General features: G+C 55.5%; 12 protein-coding genes. 6 read left to right on the top strand and 6 right to left on the bottom strand.

Translation table 11 applies throughout. The features are described from left to right. Nucleotides 1-4 precede the first annotated feature (4 nt). From aceF to traT, 3 genes are all read left to right on the top strand, one after another. Complete coding sequence (gene aceF / locus AC3WOK_RS13900) at nucleotides 5-1906, top strand: pyruvate dehydrogenase complex dihydrolipoyllysine-residue acetyltransferase (protein WP_063957487.1); 1902 nt, start codon at nucleotides 5-7, stop codon at nucleotides 1904-1906. A 175-nt stretch (nucleotides 1907-2081) separates the two neighbouring features. Continuing rightward, on the top strand, nucleotides 2082-3506 hold the full coding sequence (gene lpdA / locus AC3WOK_RS13895) for a dihydrolipoyl dehydrogenase (protein WP_014068924.1): 1425 nt from the start codon (nucleotides 2082-2084) through the stop codon (nucleotides 3504-3506). A gap of 194 nt (nucleotides 3507-3700) precedes the next feature. Next, complete coding sequence (gene traT / locus AC3WOK_RS13890) at nucleotides 3701-4432, top strand: conjugal transfer complement resistance protein TraT (RefSeq protein WP_063430932.1); 732 nt, start codon at nucleotides 3701-3703, stop codon at nucleotides 4430-4432. A 63-nt stretch (nucleotides 4433-4495) separates the two neighbouring features. Here the strand turns inward: traT and AC3WOK_RS13885 are convergent, their stop codons facing one another. Further along, the gene (locus tag AC3WOK_RS13885) at nucleotides 4496-5287 is read right to left on the bottom strand and encodes a DUF2950 family protein (RefSeq protein WP_492354684.1); all 792 of its coding nucleotides are present in this window, start codon (nucleotides 5285-5287) and stop codon (nucleotides 4496-4498) included. A gap of 10 nt (nucleotides 5288-5297) precedes the next feature. Next, the gene (locus AC3WOK_RS13880) at nucleotides 5298-6848 is read right to left on the bottom strand and encodes a DUF3300 domain-containing protein (protein WP_492354683.1); all 1551 of its coding nucleotides are present in this window, start codon (nucleotides 6846-6848) and stop codon (nucleotides 5298-5300) included. Between the two features lie 399 nt (nucleotides 6849-7247). Between AC3WOK_RS13880 and acnB the strand changes: the two genes are divergently transcribed. Both acnB and yacL read left to right on the top strand, forming a co-directional pair. After that, the gene (gene acnB, locus AC3WOK_RS13875; RefSeq protein ID WP_059310648.1) at nucleotides 7248-9845 is read left to right on the top strand and encodes a bifunctional aconitate hydratase 2/2-methylisocitrate dehydratase; all 2598 of its coding nucleotides are present in this window, start codon (nucleotides 7248-7250) and stop codon (nucleotides 9843-9845) included. 189 nt (nucleotides 9846-10034) lie between these two features. Beyond that, nucleotides 10035-10397 carry a protein YacL gene (gene yacL / locus AC3WOK_RS13870; RefSeq protein WP_047346374.1) on the top strand — a complete coding sequence of 121 codons (363 nt, stop codon included), beginning with the start codon at nucleotides 10035-10037 and terminating at the stop codon, nucleotides 10395-10397. A gap of 31 nt (nucleotides 10398-10428) precedes the next feature. On the opposite strand, the gene speD is transcribed toward yacL, so the two are convergent. From speD to AC3WOK_RS13855, 3 genes are all read right to left on the bottom strand, one after another. Further along, nucleotides 10429-11223 carry an adenosylmethionine decarboxylase gene (gene speD, locus AC3WOK_RS13865; RefSeq protein ID WP_023334531.1) on the bottom strand — a complete coding sequence of 265 codons (795 nt, stop codon included), beginning with the start codon at nucleotides 11221-11223 and terminating at the stop codon, nucleotides 10429-10431. Next, nucleotides 11224-12093 carry a polyamine aminopropyltransferase gene (gene speE / locus AC3WOK_RS13860; protein ID WP_047346375.1) on the bottom strand — a complete coding sequence of 290 codons (870 nt, stop codon included), beginning with the start codon at nucleotides 12091-12093 and terminating at the stop codon, nucleotides 11224-11226. Between the two features lie 115 nt (nucleotides 12094-12208). Beyond that, nucleotides 12209-12556, bottom strand: a complete 348-nt coding sequence (locus AC3WOK_RS13855) for a YacC family pilotin-like protein (protein ID WP_014882582.1) — start codon at nucleotides 12554-12556, stop codon at nucleotides 12209-12211. Between the two features lie 145 nt (nucleotides 12557-12701). Between AC3WOK_RS13855 and cueO the strand changes: the two genes are divergently transcribed. Beyond that, nucleotides 12702-14270 (top strand): multicopper oxidase CueO, encoded by a 1569-nt coding sequence (gene cueO / locus AC3WOK_RS13850; RefSeq protein ID WP_492354682.1) that lies wholly within the window; start codon nucleotides 12702-12704, stop codon nucleotides 14268-14270. A 136-nt stretch (nucleotides 14271-14406) separates the two neighbouring features. Here cueO and AC3WOK_RS13845 read toward each other — a convergent pair whose 3' ends face one another. Then, the gene (locus tag AC3WOK_RS13845) at nucleotides 14407-16797 is read right to left on the bottom strand and encodes a glucose/quinate/shikimate family membrane-bound PQQ-dependent dehydrogenase (protein WP_063957491.1); all 2391 of its coding nucleotides are present in this window, start codon (nucleotides 16795-16797) and stop codon (nucleotides 14407-14409) included. Nucleotides 16798-16977: the final 180 nt, after the last annotated feature.

Here is a 16977-nt window from a genome sequence, read left to right as displayed (position 1 = left end):
AATAATGGCTATCGAAATCAATGTACCGGACATCGGGGCTGATGAAGTTGAAATCACCGAGATCCTGGTCAAAGTAGGCGACAAAGTTGAAGCTGAACAGTCGCTGATCACCGTAGAAGGCGACAAAGCCTCTATGGAAGTCCCGTCTCCTCAGGCTGGCATCGTTAAAGAGATCAAAGTCTCTGTTGGCGATAAAACCGAGACCGGCAAACTGATCATGATTTTCGATTCCGCCGACGGTGCAGCAGCAGCTGCACCTGCGCAGGAAGAGAAGAAAGAAGCCGCTCCGGCCGCCGCTGCTCCAGCAGCTGCCGCGGCAGCGAAAGACGTTAACGTGCCTGACATCGGCGGTGACGAAGTTGAAGTCACTGAAATCCTGGTGAAAGTGGGCGACACCGTTGCAGCTGAGCAGTCACTGATCACCGTAGAAGGCGACAAAGCCTCTATGGAAGTGCCGGCTCCGTTCGCGGGTACCGTTAAAGAGATCAAGATCAACACCGGCGACAAAGTGTCTACCGGGTCGCTGATCATGGTCTTCGAAGTGGCGGGTGCTGCACCTGCTGCCGCGCCAGCACAGGCCGCTGCTCCGGCTCCGGCCGCTGCACCAGCAGCTGCTGGCGGCGCGAAAGACGTTAACGTACCGGACATCGGCGGTGACGAAGTTGAAGTAACCGAAGTGATGGTGAAAGTGGGCGACAAAGTTGCCGCTGAACAGTCACTGATCACGGTTGAAGGCGACAAGGCTTCTATGGAAGTCCCTGCGCCGTTCGCGGGTACCGTTAAAGAGATTAAAATCAGCACCGGTGACAAAGTGTCTACCGGCTCTCTGATCATGGTCTTCGAAGTGGAAGGCGCTGCGCCTGCCGCAGCTCCGGCTGCCGCGGCTGCTCCGGCACCTGCTGCTGCTCCGGCTCAGGCGTCTAAACCTGCTGCGGCTCCTGCTGCAAAAGCGGAAGGCAAATCTGAGTTCGCTGAAAACGACGCTTACGTCCACGCCACCCCGCTGATTCGTCGCCTGGCGCGCGAGTTCGGTGTGAACCTGGCGAAAGTGAAAGGGACCGGCCGTAAGGGTCGTATCCTGCGCGAAGACGTTCAGACCTACGTGAAAGACGCGGTGAAACGCGCCGAAGCTGCACCTGCTGCAGCCGCCGGCGGCGGTATCCCGGGCATGCTGCCATGGCCAAAAGTGGACTTCAGCAAGTTCGGCGAAATCGAAGAAGTGGAACTGGGCCGCATCCAGAAAATCTCTGGTGCTAACCTGAGCCGTAACTGGGTGATGATCCCGCACGTTACGCACTTCGATAAGACCGATATCACCGATCTGGAAGCGTTCCGTAAACAGCAGAACGCCGAAGCTGAGAAGCGCAAGCTGGACGTGAAATTCACCCCAGTGGTCTTCATCATGAAAGCCGTTGCCGCTGCCCTTGAGCAGATGCCACGCTTCAACAGCTCCCTGTCCGAAGACGGCCAGAAGCTGACGCTGAAGAAATACATCAACATCGGTGTTGCGGTTGATACGCCAAATGGTCTGGTTGTTCCGGTCTTCAAAGACGTGAACAAGAAGAGCATCACTGAGCTGTCCCGTGAACTGACCACCATCTCCAAGAAAGCGCGTGATGGTAAGCTGACTGCCGGCGAAATGCAGGGCGGCTGCTTCACTATCTCCAGCATCGGCGGCCTGGGTACTACCCACTTCGCGCCGATCGTGAACGCGCCGGAAGTGGCTATCCTCGGTGTGTCCAAGTCTGCGATGGAGCCGGTGTGGAATGGCAAAGAGTTCGTGCCGCGTCTGATGATGCCAATCTCTCTGTCCTTCGACCACCGCGTGATCGACGGTGCTGATGGTGCGCGTTTCATCACCATCATCAACAACACCCTGAGCGACATTCGCCGCCTGGTGATGTAATCGAAAAGCCGGCCAATCGGCCGGCTTTTTTCTGGTAATCTCCTGATGGTCGTGAGGTTATCGGCGAAAGCGACAATTCGTGAGCCGTTTGTTGTTTCAAAATTGTTAACAATTTTGTAAAATACGGACGGATAGAACGACCCGGTGGACGACGGGTATAAATTAAGAGGTCATGATGAGCACAGAAATCAAAACTCAGGTCGTAGTACTTGGGGCAGGCCCGGCAGGTTACTCCGCAGCATTCCGCGCAGCGGATTTAGGTCTGGAAACCGTCATCGTAGAACGTTACAGCACCCTCGGCGGTGTTTGTCTGAACGTCGGCTGTATCCCTTCTAAAGCGCTGCTGCATGTAGCGAAAGTTATCGAAGAAGCCAAAGCGCTGGCTGAACACGGTATCGTCTTCGGCGAGCCGAAAACCGATATCGACAAAATTCGTACCTGGAAAGAGAAAGTTATCACTCAACTGACCGGCGGTCTGGCGGGTATGGCCAAAGGCCGTAAAGTGAAAGTGGTAAACGGTCTGGGTAAATTCACCGGTGCGAACACCCTGGAAGTGGAAGGCGAAAACGGCAAAACCGTGATCAACTTCGACAATGCGATCATCGCAGCAGGTTCTCGCCCAATCGAACTGCCGTTCATTCCACATGAAGATCCACGCGTGTGGGATTCCACCGATGCGCTGGAGCTGAAAACCGTTCCTAAGCGCCTGCTGGTTATGGGTGGCGGTATCATCGGTCTGGAAATGGGTACCGTGTACCATGCGCTGGGTTCAGATATTGACGTGGTTGAAATGTTCGACCAGGTTATCCCGGCTGCAGACAAAGACATCGTTAAAGTCTTCACCAAACGCATCAGCAAGAAATTCAACCTGATGCTGGAAACCAAAGTGACTGCCGTTGAAGCGAAAGAAGACGGTATTTACGTTTCCATGGAAGGCAAAAAGGCCCCTGCAGAACCACAGCGTTACGACGCCGTGCTGGTGGCTATCGGCCGTGTGCCGAACGGTAAAAACCTCGACGCAGGCAAAGCTGGCGTGGAAGTGGACGACCGTGGTTTCATCCGCGTTGACAAACAGCTGCGCACTAACGTGCCGCACATCTTTGCTATCGGCGATATCGTCGGTCAGCCAATGCTGGCGCACAAAGGTGTTCACGAAGGTCACGTTGCCGCTGAAGTTATCGCCGGCATGAAGCACTACTTCGATCCGAAAGTCATCCCATCTATCGCGTATACCGAGCCAGAAGTTGCATGGGTTGGTCTGACTGAGAAAGAAGCGAAAGAGAAAGGCATCAGCTACGAAACCGCCACCTTCCCGTGGGCTGCTTCTGGCCGTGCTATCGCTTCCGACTGTGCAGACGGTATGACCAAACTGATCTTCGACAAAGAGACTCACCGCGTGATCGGTGGTGCAATTGTCGGTACCAACGGCGGCGAGCTGCTGGGTGAAATCGGTCTGGCTATCGAAATGGGTTGCGACGCTGAAGACATCGCGCTGACCATCCACGCTCACCCGACTCTGCACGAGTCTGTGGGCCTGGCGGCAGAAGTGTTTGAAGGCAGCATCACCGACCTGCCAAACGCGAAAGCGAAGAAGAAATAAGTTTATTTCTGCTTTCTAAACGCCTCCTCGGAGGCGTTTTTTTTGCCTGAAAACTACCCGTTATGGTAGGTAACTTATTGTTATTTCCCCTAAAAATTTGCGCTTATCTGCCGATACTTTTTTCACCATTGTGTAGCTACTGGCCACACGGTTAGAGGTTCTGGATTTTTGATTACACGCAAAAAGGAAATAACATGTCTTTGAAGAAAGTGATGGGGATTGGCTTACTGGCGGCAGTCATGACGCTGACCGGATGCGGTGCGATGACGACGGCCGTGAAAAAACGTAACCTGGAAGTGAAAACGCAGATGAGCGAAACCATCTGGCTGGAGCCGTCTAACGAGAAAACGGTCTACATTCAGGTAAAAAACACCTCTGATAAAGATATGAGCAATCTCCAGACGCTGCTGGCAAACGATCTGAGCGCCAAAGGGTATAAGGTAACGTCCTCTCCTGACAGTGCATACTACTGGGTTCAGGCTAACGTCCTGAAAGCGGACAAAATGGATCTGCGTGAAGCCCAGGGCTATTTAAAAACCGGCTATGAAGGTGCCGCCGTTGGCGCTGCGCTGGGTGCCGGTATCACGGCCTATAACAGTAATTCTTCTGGTGCGGCGTTGGGCGTAGGGCTGGCGGCGGGCCTGATCGGCATGGCTGCAGATGCGATGGTAGAAGATGTGAACTACACCATGGTAACCGACCTGCAGATCTCTGAGCGTAGCAAAGCGAAAGTCACCACCGATAACATTGCGGCGCTGCGTCAGGGTACGTCCGGCGTGAAGCTGCAAACCAGCAGCGAGCAGGGCGATCGCGCGAAGTATCAGACCCGCGTGGTATCGAATGCGAACAAAGTGAATCTGAAATTCGAAGACGCGAAACCGGTTCTGGAAGCGCAGCTGGCGAAGTCGGTAGCAAATATTCTGTAAGTTCAAAAGCCGGGTGGCGGCTTCGCCATACCCGGCTTGCAAAACGTGGTCCGTTGACGCTATTCAGGGTGCAACGGGCTGCCAGGTTTTATCAGGGTGATACGCGGTTAACGCCCGGGCTTTTTGCTCCGAATCGCTGCCGAGATCTGACTGATAAACCTTGTCGTCCTGATTTATCACAAAGCTCATCACGCCCGTCTGACCATAGCTAACCGGCCAGGCAACCATCGCGAAACCGTTGTTCTCCGGCAGGATCCGGAAACGATAGCCGTGATAGCCGGTACCCGGCTCTTTCGGGCTAAAAGCCGGTCCGAGCGGACTGGGCGCTTCGCCGGGTGAGGCAGGCCAGTATAAACCGTCTTTTTTCCCTTCCGCGCTGACAATTTTCTGCGCGTACTTTTGGTTCATCGCAAAGTAGCTTTGCTGCGCATCGACATAGGCATGCAAGGCTTCAATGGCGGCGAGTTCGTTACGTCCAATTTCGCGGGTCAGGATCTCTTCAGCACCTTCTTTGATATCGAACTGCCAGCCTGCTACGGTTTTGTTCACCGGAATGGGAAGCTGCCAGCCGCTCTCTCCGACAACAAGGTGCGCCGTATCCCCTTCAACAACGGTGTTATGACGGACTTTCCAGTCGCGCAGGAAGCGATCGACGGCGTCCGGATCAACGCCTTCAGGGGGCAGAAAATCGCGCCAGTTCTCTCCAAGCAGGTTGCTCATAGCGTTCTCATTATGCTCGTTAATGGCGTGGGCCAGCGCATCGGTCGCCTGGTCGGGCGTGCTAAAGGACTGCTGCGCCATCGCCGAGGCCGAAAGCATGAACAACACCATTCCACTGAGTAGTTTACTTTTCATGTCGGTTCCCTTAGCGATGTCGAATTTCACGGCGTTCAGCACGTGCGCCAGACGCCTGGCGCGGCGGCTGCTGGCGAGCCGCGAGCTGTCTGCTTTGCGCACCACGCTGCTGCTGCGCCTGCCAGTTCGCGGAGCGGCTGTCGTTGCCGCTCAGCGCATTAGCCCGGGGCTGACTGTTTCGCTGCTGAAGAGCGCGTTGCTGCGCAGGTTGCGAAACCCGTTTCTCTTGCCTCTGGGCTGTGGCCTGGCGGTTTTCTCGCTGCTGCGCGGTCGTCCGCTTCGGCGCCTGCGGTTTGGTGTCGTAGCCCCGGTAGTTATTGCGCTGAGAAATCTGCTTCAGCTGTTCACTTGAGGCCTGACGCTGCCCCTCTTTGGTTCCGGGGCGCGCCGTTTGCGGGAAGGTTTTGCCCGTTGATTTCTCCATCTGGCTGAGGGCGGCCTGACGCTGGCTATCGCGGTTAGCCGGTTTTTGCTGCGTTGAGCTTAACCCTGTGGCCGCGCTGGTGGAGTGGAAGCGATTGTTGAGCTGGTTAGTGGGGTAGGGGACACCTTCCCGGTAGGCCGGGTTGTGCTGCCAGGTGCGGTTGGCATCCGTCAGCCGCTGTCCGCTGATTTTATTAAAGTTCTCAACGTTAATATTGATGTTGTTATCACCGTTGCGGTTATAGCCGCCGTGATTATCCCAGTCGTCATGGTGATGGTCCCAGTCATCGTCATCATCCCAGTCAATGTTGCTGAAGATGGCATAGGTTGTGGCGACACCCAGGCTGAAGCCTAAACCGTTGACGAAGCTGTTACCAAACTGCTCCCCGGGTGAAGGTGGGAGATAGGTAGGCGGATAGGCGGTGTTTGGCCAGGTACCGTACACCGTATTGGGGTTATAAGTTGGGACGTAAACGACCTGCGGATCGGCAGATTCAATTTTAATAACCGTAGGCGCTGGCGCGGACGTTGTGGCTGTCGTTGACTCGGTGGTGCTGGTTTTAGCCGGCGCCGGTTTGGTCACGGTGGTGACCGTCTGCTGAGGCGTCGATTGTAAGGCGCCGGTCTTCTGTGCCAGCGCGCGCAGGCGCTGAACGGAATCCATCACATCTTTCGGTTGTGCGAGAAACGCATCGCCCAGATTTTGTACCCACGGCGGGTTTTCGCCCATCAGCGACATAAGCTGAGGAAACGCGACCAGCGATTTTACGCTGGGATCCCAGGGCTGGCTGGCAACGGCCTGAATAGCGGCGTCCCCTTCCATTTTGGGGTTGTCTTTGGACCACTGCGCTGCCTGTATCACGTTGGCCGGGTAGGTCGAAGCCATCAAAATTTGTGACAGCAGGGCGTCCGGATAGAGCGCGATGGGGGCAACCCACTGGTCGATTTGCGCGGCAGTATACGCTGGCGCGGCGACAGGGGCAGGTGGTACTGCGGCAGGTGCAGCCGACGGTTGTGCGGCAGGGGCTGGCGCAACGGGTTCCGTTGCACGACTTTTGACAAACATGACGCCTGAGGCGGCAAGCAGCCCGGCACTGCACAGAAGAACGAGCAGATGTGGCTTAAAGGGCAACTTCATAAAATGACTCCAACGAGACAAGCGCTGTGCCGTGAGGCGTTACGGTTGGCGTGAGTATTATTCACCCGTCTTTTACTGTTTTGACTTTTATTGGGAAGCGTCCGGTACGTCCGGATAAAGAGTGTGAGTATTTATTACACAATTATATCTGATGGAGAAAAAACTGAAGCGTCACGGTGCATAAGAAACCGCATAACGATGCCCTAAATCGTCGCTACACCATGCTTAACGATTCAGCAAATTTTTTAATGTTGCTTTTTTGTAAACGGATTAACACTGTGCAGAAATCCTGCTATGCTGCCCGACGCGGTATCGGGCATTTACCCTACAAACTGCTGTCTCACAGGAGCGTGAAGAGAACGCCCGCCGCATATGACAATGAGAGCGAGGAGAACCGTCGTGCTAGAAGAATACCGTAAGCACGTAGCAGAACGTGCCGCCGAGGGAATTGTACCCAAACCTTTAGATGCAACCCAAATGGCCGCGCTCGTCGAGCTGCTGAAGAACCCGCCTAAGGGCGAAGAAGAATTCCTGTTAGATCTGTTGATCAACCGCGTACCGCCTGGCGTAGATGAAGCTGCCTACGTAAAAGCCGGATTCCTTGCTGCTATCGCCAAAGGCGAAGCCACCTCCCCACTGGTTACTCCTGAAAAAGCCATTGAACTGCTCGGCACCATGCAGGGTGGTTATAACATTCATCCGCTGATTGACGCGCTGGATAACGACAAGCTGGCACCGATTGCCGCTAAAGCGCTCTCTTCCACGCTGCTGATGTTCGATAACTTCTACGATGTGGAAGAAAAAGCCAAAGCAGGCAACGCCTATGCGAAGCAGGTGATGCAGTCCTGGGCTGATGCCGAATGGTTCCTGAACCGTCCAGCTCTGGCTGAAAAAATTACCGTCACCGTTTTCAAAGTAACCGGTGAAACCAACACCGACGACCTCTCTCCGGCGCCGGATGCATGGTCTCGCCCGGATATCCCTCTGCACGCCCTGGCAATGCTGAAAAACGCCCGTGAAGGTATTGAGCCGGACCAGCCTGGCAGCGTCGGCCCGATCAAACAGATCGAAGCCCTGCAGAAAAAAGGTTTCCCGCTGGCCTACGTGGGTGACGTTGTGGGTACCGGTTCTTCCCGTAAATCCGCGACCAACTCCGTGCTGTGGTTCATGGGTGACGACATTCCTCATGTGCCGAACAAACGCGGCGGCGGCCTGTGCCTCGGCGGTAAAATTGCGCCTATCTTCTTCAACACCATGGAAGATGCGGGCGCACTGCCAATTGAAGTCGACGTGAATAACCTGAACATGGGCGACGTGATTGACGTTTACCCGTATAAAGGCGAAGTGCGTAATCACGAAACCAACGAGCTGCTGGCAAGCTTTGAGCTGAAAACCGACGTGCTGATCGACGAAGTGCGTGCCGGTGGCCGTATTCCGCTGATCATCGGCCGTGGCCTGACCACCAAAGCGCGTGAAGCGCTGGGTCTGCCGCATTCAGACGTTTTCCGTCAGGCGAAAGACGTGGCCGAGAGCAACCGCGGTTACTCTCTGGCGCAGAAAATGGTGGGCCGCGCGTGCGGCGTAGCCGGTATTCGTCCAGGCGCGTACTGCGAGCCGAAGATGACCTCCGTGGGGTCTCAGGACACCACTGGCCCAATGACCCGCGACGAACTGAAAGACCTGGCGTGCCTGGGCTTCTCTTCCGATCTGGTGATGCAGTCCTTCTGTCATACCGCGGCGTATCCGAAGCCGGTTGACGTGACCACGCACCACACGCTGCCAGACTTCATCATGAACCGCGGCGGCGTTTCCCTGCGTCCGGGTGATGGCGTCATCCACTCGTGGCTGAACCGCATGCTGCTGCCGGATACCGTGGGTACCGGCGGTGACTCCCATACCCGTTTCCCAATCGGTATCTCCTTCCCGGCGGGCTCCGGTCTGGTAGCGTTTGCTGCGGCGACCGGCGTGATGCCGCTGGATATGCCGGAATCGGTGCTGGTGCGCTTCAAAGGCAAAATGCAGCCGGGTATCACCCTGCGCGACCTGGTTCACGCAATCCCGCTGTATGCAATTAAACAGGGCCTGCTGACCGTTGAGAAGAAAGGTAAGAAAAACATCTTCTCCGGCCGTATCCTGGAAATTGAAGGTCTGCCGGATCTGAAAGTAGAGCAGGCGTTCGAGCTGACCGATGCTTCCGCCGAGCGTTCTGCTGCAGGCTGTACCATCAAGCTGAACAAAGAGCCGATTATTGAGTATCTGAACTCGAACATCGTGCTGCTGAAGTGGATGATTGCAGAAGGCTACGGCGACCGTCGTACGCTGGAGCGTCGTATCCAGGGTATGGAAAAATGGCTGGCCGATCCGCAGCTGCTGGAAGCCGATGCTGACGCAGAGTACGCGGCGGTGATCGACATCGATCTGGCGGATATCAAAGAGCCAATCCTGTGTGCACCGAACGATCCGGACGACGCGCGTCCGCTGTCTGAAGTTCAGGGCGAGAAGATCGACGAAGTGTTCATCGGATCCTGTATGACCAACATCGGTCACTTCCGTGCTGCCGGTAAACTGCTGGATACCCACAAAGGCCAGCTGCCAACCCGTCTGTGGGTGGCACCGCCAACCCGTATGGACGCGGCTCAGCTGACCGAAGAGGGCTATTACAGCGTGTTTGGTAAGAGCGGTGCGCGTATTGAAATTCCTGGCTGTTCCCTGTGTATGGGTAACCAGGCGCGCGTAGCCGACGGTGCGACGGTGGTCTCCACCTCTACCCGTAACTTCCCGAACCGTTTAGGTACCGGTGCAAACGTCTTCCTGGCTTCTGCGGAGCTGGCGGCGGTTGCGGCGCTGATTGGCAAACTGCCAACGCCGGAAGAGTACCAGACCTTTGTGGCTCAGGTTGATAAGACGGCGGTGGATACCTATCGCTATCTGAACTTCGACCAGCTCTCTCAGTACACCGAGAAGGCTGACGGGGTTATCTTCCAGACGGCGGTATAAAAGCAAAACCGTCTCCACGAGACGGTTTTTAGTGTTTGCACCCTCTCCCGTGGGAGAGGGACGGGGTGAGGGCATCAGGCCGCAGGGTCTTGCTCTCACCTTTTTATTTTCATTCCTCCCACCTCTCACGCTTTTTTTCTTCCTCTCTGCTGCGATAATTACCCTAATGGCTTTGCAGAGGAAAACACTATGGATTACGAATTTCTGCGCGACATCACCGGAGTGGTGAAAGTGCGTATGTCGATGGGCCACGAAGCCGTTGGACACTGGTTTAACGAAGAGGTGAAAGAAAATCTCGCACTTCTTGATGAAGTTGAACAGGCGGCAGATACGGTGAAAGGGAGTGAACGTTCCTGGCAGCGTGCCGGACATGAATACACGCTGTGGATGGATGGCGAAGAGGTGATGGTGCGCGCCAACCAGCTCGAGTTTTCAGGTGACGAGATGGAAGAGGGAATGAGCTATTACGACGAAGAAAGCCTGTCGATGTGCGGCGTAGAGGACTTCCTTCAGGTGGTGACGGCCTACCGAGACTTTATGAAACAGAAATAACAGACCGGAGCATCCTTGCTCCGGCTTGCTTTTACACGGCCGGAATATTGCGGCCGTAGTAGATCTCGCGCATCTCTTTCCAGAGCAGGTCAGTAATGGCCTTACGCTCTTCTTCGCTCAAATCTTCCGGCTTCGTGTGGAACATATAGTGCTTAAGGTCGAACTCCTTAAGTAACATCTTGGTATGGAAGATGTTTTCCTGATACACGTTCACGTCCATCATGTCGTACAGCGATTTCATGTCGTCGGACATAAAGTTCTGAATAGAATTGATCTCGTGGTCGATGAAGTGCTTCATGCCGTTGATATCACGGGTAAAACCACGGACGCGATAATCAATCGTGACGATATCCGATTCCAACTGGTGAATTAAATAGTTCAGCGCGTTAAGCGGGGAAATCACGCCGCAGGTCGATACTTCGATATCGGCGCGGAACGTACACAGCCCGCCTTCCGGATGGCTTTCCGGGTAGGTGTGAACGCAGATATGGCTTTTATCAAGGTGCGCAACAACCACTTCCGGCAGCGGGCCCGGATGTTCAGTTTTGTCGATGAGCTTCGGATCGACCGGCTCTTCGCTGACCAGTATGGTCACGCTGGCGCCCTGGGGTTCATAATCCTGGCGGGCGATATTAAGGATGTTTGCGCCGATAATTGAGCAGGTCTCTGACAGGATCTCGGTCAGACGGTTGGCGTTGTAGAGTTCATCGATATAGGCGATGTAACCATCGCGTTCTTCCGCTGTTTTGGCATAGCAGATATCGTAAATACAAAAACTCAGGCTTTTGGTCAGGTTGTTAAAGCCATGCAGTTTAAGCTTTTTCAATTAGCTCACCCCCTTTGTGGATAATGCATCTTGCAGGTATTGCGGCAACGCAAACGCAGCGGTATGTACGGCCGGATTGTAGTATCGGCACTGAAGACCGGCCTGGTGGAAGCGGGCCTGGATAATTTCGGTGGAGAGATGGCGCAATACGTCGTTGTCCGTTGCCCACGCGAAGGTCATGATCCCGCCGTAGTACGTCGGAATGGCGGCCTGATAGAAGCTGACATCGCCGAAATAGGTGCTCAGCTTGCGATGGCTGTCGATCGCTTCATCCTGCTGCAGGAAGCAGACGCCATTTTGGGCGACAAAGATCCCGCCAGGGTTCAGGCAGCGCTTGCAGCCTTCGTAGAAGGAGGAGGTAAACAGCGACGCGCCGGGGCCGATCGGGTCGGTACAGTCGGAGATAATGACGTCAAACGTTTGGGTAGTCTGGTTAACGAAGTTAACACCGTCGTCAATCACCAGGTTAAAGCGCGGATCGTCATAGCTGCCGGCATTGTGGTTAGGCAGGTACTGGCGGCAGAAAGAGACCACGCCCGCATCGATTTCCACCATGGTGATGGTTTCAATGGACCGATGGCGGGAAACCTCACGCAGCATTGCGCCGTCGCCACCGCCGATAATCAGGACATGCTTCGCATGACCGTGCGCCAGCAGAGGGACGTGGGTCATCATCTCATGATAGATAAACTCATCCCGCTCGGTCGTTTGCACGACGCCGTCTAGCGCCATGACGCGGCCAAAGGCGGCATTCTCGAAGATGATCAAATCCTGGTGATCGGTTTTCTCATGATAGAGCACGTTATCCACGGCAAAGTACTGACCAAACTGGTCATGCAGTGTTTCATGCCACAACGTGTGGTCGGCCATATGCAGACTCCTCCTGTGTTAACATCCGTTACACTCTCAAAAAATGAGCGAAACATGATAGCTAACTATAACCGTGGTTGCACGGCTATAGGCTCAACAAGGGGCGTCGGGAAGGTTATTTCACGTAGGCGAGAAGGCTGAGTGAATCGCGAGCCAGCGCTTTGCATTTTTTTGCAGTGGGGATACCAATGCCGCTTAGGTCACGGTAGCTGTCTTCACCGAGCGCCTTCATGTCGAAGCTGTCGTAGTTGCTGAGATCCCACTGGTTCTGCTGGGCAAAAAAGACCAGCGCGCGGCGAATTTGCCCGTTGGGTAAATTCTGGTAGCCACAATCATTTTTCAGGAATACAAAAACCGCCGTTAAATCGGCCATATCTTCCGCTTCATTTTCACTTAGCGCATAGCTGTTCGCACACATTGCCATCAGGCTACCGAACAAAATTGTCCTGAAAAACGTCTTCATTGCTTCTACCACTTCTTCACGGAAAATTAACGTTAGCATACTTGATGCCGGTGCGACGATCTTTATTATTGCCGCTTTACTTGACCTTCCGGTAAGGGGAGGGTTTATGCTCAAAAGATCGCCTGCTGGAAATAAGGAAATGAACATGCAACGCCGTGATTTTTTGAAATATTCCGTTGCGCTGGGGGCTGCCAGCGCATTACCACTCTGGAGCCGCGCGGTTTTCGCCGCTGACAGGCCGGCCTTACCTATCCCTGATTTACTCACCGCTGACGCCCGCAGCCGTATCCAGCTTGTTGTTCAGTCCGGCAAAACGGCGTTTGGCGAGCACAACGCCACGACGTGGGGCTATAACGGTAATCTGCTCGGTCCGGCGCTTCAGTTACGTAAAGGGAAAGCGGTGACGGTGGATATCCACAACACGCTCGCTGAAGAGACGACGCTGCACTGGCACGGGCTGGAAGTGCCGGGCGAGGTGGACGGCGGGCCGCAGGGCGTCATCAAAGCGGGCGGCAAGCGCAGCGTCACCTTTACGCCCGAGCAGCGTGCAGCCACCTGTTGGTTTCATCCGCATCAGCATGGCAAAACCGGCCATCAGGTAGCGATGGGGCTGGCGGGGCTGGTGCTGATTGAAGACGACGAAAGCCGCCTGCTGCGCCTGCCTAAACAGTGGGGCATCGACGACGTGCCGGTGATTGTGCAGGACAAGAAATTCAACGCTGACGGGCAAATTGACTACCAGCTGGACGTCATGAGTGCGGCGGTCGGCTGGTTTGGCGACACGCTGCTGACCAACGGTGCTATTTATCCTCAACATGCCGCACCGAAAGGCTGGCTGCGTCTGCGCCTGCTCAACGGCTGTAACGCACGCTCCCTCAATTTCGCCGCCAGTGATAATCGTCCCCTGTACGTGGTTGCCAGCGACGGGGGGCTGCTGCCCGAGCCGGTGAAGGTAAACGAGCTACCGATGCTGATGGGGGAACGTTTTGAGGTGCTGGTGGATATCAGCGACGGCAAAGCGTTCGACCTGGTGACGCTGCCGGTCAGTCAGATGGGGATGGCGGTTGCGCCCTTTGATAAGGCGCATCTGGTGCTGCGCATTCAGCCGTTGCTGGTGACCGCTTCCGGCACGCTGCCGGATAGCTTAACCACCCTGCCGGCACTCCCCTCGCTTGACGGGCTTACGCAACGCAAGCTGCAGCTCTCCATGAACCCGATGCTCGACATGATGGGCATGCAGGCGCTGATGGCGAAATATGGCGATAAGGCGATGGCGGGGATGCACCACGGGCAGATGATGGGCCATATGAATATGGACCACGGCAAAATGGGCGGCATGGGGAACATGAGCCACGGCGAGCATGGCTTTGATTTCCACAACGCCAATATGATCAACGGCAAAGCGTTCGACATGAACACGCCGATGTTTGCTGCCGCGAAAGGTCAGTTTGAGCGCTGGGTGATTTCAGGCGAAGGGGACATGATGCTGCATCCGTTCCATATCCACGGTACCCAGTTCCGCATTCTCTCCGAGAACGGTAAGGCCCCTGATGTGCACCGTGCGGGCTGGAAGGATACGGTGAGGGTAGAAGGCGGTGTCAGCGAGGTGCTGGTGAAATTTGACCACGACGCGCCGAAGGAGTTTGCCTATATGGCGCACTGCCATCTGCTGGAGCATGAGGATACGGGGATGATGCTTGGTTTCACTGTTTAAAACAGTGCGGCCTGATGCCCTCACCCTGGCCCTCTCCCACGGGGAGAGGGATCAAATACAAAAACGGCAACCGAGGTTGCCGTTTTGCATCTTTCCGTAGGCCGGGTAAGGCGTAGCCGCCACCCGGCTTTTTCAGTTACTTGTTTTCGTCAGGCAGTGCATACGCGACGATATAGTCGCCCATCTTCGTACCAAACGAACCGTGACCGCCCGCAGAGATGACAACGTACTGCTTGCCATTCACTTCATAGGTCATCGGCGTAGCTTGTCCACCGGCTGGCAGACGGCCTTGCCACAGTTTTTCACCGTTGGTCATGTTGTACGCGCGCAGGTAGTTATCTGCGGTTGCCGCGATGAACAGCACGTTACCGGCGGTGGAAATCGGGCCACCCAGCATTGGCATACCCATATTGAACGGCACTGGAACCGGCATCGGGAACGGCATGCTGTCCTGCGGGGTACCAATACGTTTTTTCCAGACTACCTGGTTAGTTTTCAGATCCAGACCGGAGATATAACCCCAGGCAGGCTGTTTACACGGCAGACCAAACGGAGAGAGGAACGGGTTCAGCGTCACGCCAAACGGTACGCCGTACTGCGGCTGAATGCCGGCTTCGGTACCGCTGCCTTTCGCGTCTTTCGGCTGCTCCATTGGGTTACCTGGACCACGCGGGATCAGGCGGGATACGAACGGCAGGGCCATTGGGTTGGCAATCGCGACCTGACGGTTAGGGTCAACGGAAATGCCGCCCCATTCGAACATCCCCAGGTTACCCGGGAAGACCAGCGTGCCCTGTTCAGAAGGCGGTGTGAAGATGCCTTCATAGCGCAACTGGTGGAACATCACGCGGCACACCAGCTGGTCAAACATCGTGGCGCCCCACATGTCTGCACCGCTGAGATCTTTCTTCGGACGGAAGCTCAGGTCGGAGAACGGCTGGGTTTTGCTGACGTAATCGCCTTTAGCAGCGCCCTGCGGAACCGGTTTTTCCGGTGCAGGTACGACCAGTTTACCGTTGCTGCGATCCAGGACGAAGATGTTACCCGTCTTCGCCGGCGCGTAAATCACCGGTACGGTTTTGCCGTTAACGGTAATGTCCGCCAGCGTCGGCTGGGACGGCATATCCATATCCCATAGATCGTGGTGAACGGTCTGGTAGCTCCATGCCAGCTTACCGGTGGTCGCATTCAGCGCCACGATAGCGCTCGCATAACGTTCCTGCTCCGGCGTGCGGTTACCGCCCCAGATATCTGGCGTGGTCACACCCATTGGCAGGTAGACCAGGTCCAGCTTCGCGTCATACGCCGCTGGCGCCCAGGAGTTTGGCGAGTTAAAGGTAAAGGTGTGTTCATCCGACGGGATCGCGTTTGGATCTTTCGCGCCCGGGTCGAAGGCCCACAGCAGTTTACCGGTGTTCACGTCGAAACCACGAATAACGCCGGAGGTTTCACGGGTGGAGAAGTTGTCCGTTACCGAACCGGCAATCACGATAGTTTTATCGGTGATGATCGGCGGAGAGGTTGGCTCATACAGACCCGGCGTGGTGTCCGGCATGTTGGTCTGCAGGTTCAGGATACCTTTGTTCGCGAAGGTTTCGCACAGCTTGCCCGTTTCGGCATTGATGGCGAACAGACGGCCATCGTTCACCGGCAGCATGATGCGGCGAGGACAGTCGGCCACTACCTCAGGGCTCGCATTATCGGCGCGCGCTTCGTGGTAGGAGACGCCACGGCAGGTGACATGCTGGAAGGACGGGTTGGAGTTCAGCTGCGGATCGAAGTGCCATTTCTCTTTACCTGTGGCCGCGTCGAGCGCGAACAGACGCTGGTGCGCCGTACACAGATAGAGCATGTTGCCGACTTTAATTGGCGTCACTTCGTTGGTCAGTTCACCCGGATCGTTCGGCATCTTCACATCGCCGGTACGGAATACCCAGGCTTCTTTCAGGTTTTTAACGTTGTCCGCGTTGATCTGCTTCAGCGGGGAGTAACGTTGGCCTTCCTGGTTACGGCCATAGGCCGGCCAGTCGCCGTCAGCAACCTGGGAGATGGCCGCCGCGGGCGTGGATTCCGCGTTCAGCGTACCGTTGATCTCCTGCGGGTCGTTAAAGCCAGCCCAGGTGAGAATACCGCCGCTGATGAGCAGGGCCACCACCAGCGCCGCAACGGCACCGCTGGACGGCACAATCAGGCGACGCCACACGAACGGCAGGATCAGCCAGATACCGAAGAAGACCAGAATGTCGCTGCGTGGCGTCAGTGCCCAGAAGTCGAAACCGACTTCCCAGACGCCCCAGATCATGGTTGCAAGGAGTAATGCAGCATACAGCCACAGTGCGGATTGTTTTCTACGCCAGAGCAGGACGGTTACGCCAAGCATAACCAGGCCCGCAACGGGGTAGTACCAGGAGCCGCCAATTGCGACCAGCCAGACGCCACCGATTAACAGGTATAAGCCGCAGAAGGCGGCGAATAACGCTGTTAGTGTCACCAGTAGACGCGGCTGTTTAGAGTTTGTTTCAGCCATAGAAAGTGTACTCGTCAGTTTTTGTTAATAATTTGCTAGCAACTAATTATAGGTATTAACAACTGTGATCGGAATCACAAAATTTGCTTTTTATAACTCATGCGCCAGGCTTAGCCATTTGCTGATATAATGGCTGGCTTGCGTATCGATGCCGGAGATGAATTCACCAGCATTGAGAGA

The organism is Enterobacter sp. FW301-JW81 (assembly GCF_058788735.1).
Note: the sequence above shows the minus strand (reverse complement) of the source record. Positions and strands in the feature narration are given on the sequence as shown.

Bases quoted from the DNA above. Each gene is read 5' to 3' on its own strand.
- aceF (WP_063957487.1), top strand. From the start codon at position 5: ATGGCTATCGAAATCAATGTACCGGACATCGGGGCTGATGAAGTTGAA.
- lpdA (WP_014068924.1), top strand. From the start codon at position 2,082: ATGAGCACAGAAATCAAAACTCAGGTCGTAGTACTTGGGGCAGGCCCG.
- traT (WP_063430932.1), top strand. From the start codon at position 3,701: ATGTCTTTGAAGAAAGTGATGGGGATTGGCTTACTGGCGGCAGTCATG.
- AC3WOK_RS13885 (WP_492354684.1), bottom strand. From the start codon at position 5,287: ATGAAAAGTAAACTACTCAGTGGAATGGTGTTGTTCATGCTTTCGGCC.
- AC3WOK_RS13880 (WP_492354683.1), bottom strand. From the start codon at position 6,848: ATGAAGTTGCCCTTTAAGCCACATCTGCTCGTTCTTCTGTGCAGTGCC.
- yacL (WP_047346374.1), top strand. From the start codon at position 10,035: ATGGATTACGAATTTCTGCGCGACATCACCGGAGTGGTGAAAGTGCGT.
- speE (WP_047346375.1), bottom strand. From the start codon at position 12,093: ATGGCCGACCACACGTTGTGGCATGAAACACTGCATGACCAGTTTGGT.
- AC3WOK_RS13855 (WP_014882582.1), bottom strand. From the start codon at position 12,556: ATGAAGACGTTTTTCAGGACAATTTTGTTCGGTAGCCTGATGGCAATG.
- cueO (WP_492354682.1), top strand. From the start codon at position 12,702: ATGCAACGCCGTGATTTTTTGAAATATTCCGTTGCGCTGGGGGCTGCC.
- AC3WOK_RS13845 (WP_063957491.1), bottom strand. From the start codon at position 16,797: ATGGCTGAAACAAACTCTAAACAGCCGCGTCTACTGGTGACACTAACA.